This is a genomic window from Hymenobacter agri, assembly GCF_054778495.1.
In genome coordinates this window covers 1-1600 of sequence record NZ_BAAGZM010000792.1, presented here as the reverse complement: position 1 = coordinate 1600, position 1600 = coordinate 1, and the positions used below count along the sequence as shown (strand labels likewise).

General features: G+C 60.7%; 1 protein-coding gene. It reads left to right on the top strand.

Annotation, left to right across the window (positions count from 1 at the left end; genetic code table 11):
- Positions 1 to 164: 164 nt before the first annotated feature.
- Positions 165 to 1316, top strand: a complete 1152-nt coding sequence (locus ACYVDE_RS22175) for a porin family protein (protein ID WP_460503712.1) — start codon at positions 165 to 167, stop codon at positions 1314 to 1316.
- Positions 1317 to 1600 lie beyond the last annotated feature (284 nt).

Genomic DNA, 1600 nt, shown 5'->3' with positions numbered 1-1600 from the left:
CTGGGCGGCCGCCTGCTGCGGCAGGTAGGCCACGCGGTGCGGGGCGAGCGCATCAGCCTGGCCGAAGTAACCGGCCTGCCCGAAAACCTGACCCTGGAAGCCAACATTGGCGGCCGCCGCGTCAGCAAGTCCATTCAACTCTAACTCTCTTTTGCTTAGAAATCATGCAACGCGCTTTTCTCCCCTTTTCTCTGCTGCTGGCCGCGGGCCTTGGGTTTGCCTCGACCACGGCCCAGGCCACCACGCTGGCCCGCCCCACTACCGTGAAAGACACCATTGTGGTGCGCCTGCCCAATAAAGCCGTTATCACCCTGATGGTGCGCGATGCCGCCCAGCTGCGCCAGCTCAAGCAATACCAGCTCGATTCGCTGACTTCGCGCCTGGCCACCTACATCACCCAGGCCGAAGCCGCGGCTAAAACGGCCAGCACCAATCAGGTAACGATGGAGTTTTACCCCGACAAAGACCAGCCCGGCAAAAACCTGCCTGAGCAAATCCGCGTCACCACGCACAAAACGAGTGCCGGCAGCGCCTCCAACAACAAGGTGGATGTACTGATGGACAAGGCCGCGAAAAGCGCGGGCGTAAGCTTTAAAGTGGGCGGCAAAACCGACGAGGAGCGTCGCATCAGCCAGGCCCGCCGCGACTCGACCCGTCAGAAAAACGTCGAAGAACACCGCACCAAGTCGCACCTGATTTTCGACCTGGGCCTGAACGCGTTGGTAAACCAGAAAGCCTCCGTCGGCCTCAACGGCCAGTCCGAAACCGTCGACCTGCGCACCGAAGGCTCGCGCTACGTCAACATCGGCCTGAACTGGGACCCGCGCCTCGGCGGCAAGCATAGCCCCGTGAGCCTCACCCTCGGGCCGGAATTTGCCTTCAACAACTACATGCTCACCGGCAACAACAAGTGGGTGGATGTGAATGGCCGCACCAGCGTGGTGCGCGAAACCAACGGCCGCCAGTTTCAGAAAACCAAGCTGGCCACTTCCAGCGTGAACCTGCCCGTGATGCTGCGCCTGCAGCTGCGCGACTCGCACTACCGCCCCACGTTCGTGCTCAGCGCCGGCGGCTTCGCGGGCTACCGCATCAAGTCCTGGACCAAGCTGAAATATACCAGCGAGGGCACTACTTACAAGGACAAGGACTCGGGCGGCTACAACATGGAAAACTTCCTCTACGGCCTGCAAGGCACCATCGGCTACGGCGACCTAGAGTTCTTTGCCAAATACAACATGAACCCCCTGTTCAAAACCAACGCCGGCCCCGACACCCAGGTACTCAGCTTCGGCATCCGCCTGATTGGGGTGAACTAGCCGCCTGGCTCCCGCAGACGCATAGATAAGGAACGTCGTGCTGAGCGAAGTCGAAGCATCTCTACTGCAATACTAACCTGAATTAGTGGCACGGTAGAGATGCTTCGACTTTGCTCAGCATGACGTTCTTCGTTTTGGTCTTACCCCTTACTGCCCGCGAAAAAAGTTGTCCAGCAAAATCGCCGCCGAGATGGCCACATTCAGGCTTTCGGCCTGGCCGCCGGCTCCGCGCGGAATGTGCAGCTTGCGCGTGAGGGCCGCCGCCACGCCCGGCGTGAGGCCGT

Bases quoted from the DNA above. Each gene is read 5' to 3' on its own strand.
- ACYVDE_RS22175 (WP_460503712.1), top strand. From the start codon at position 165: ATGCAACGCGCTTTTCTCCCCTTTTCTCTGCTGCTGGCCGCGGGCCTT.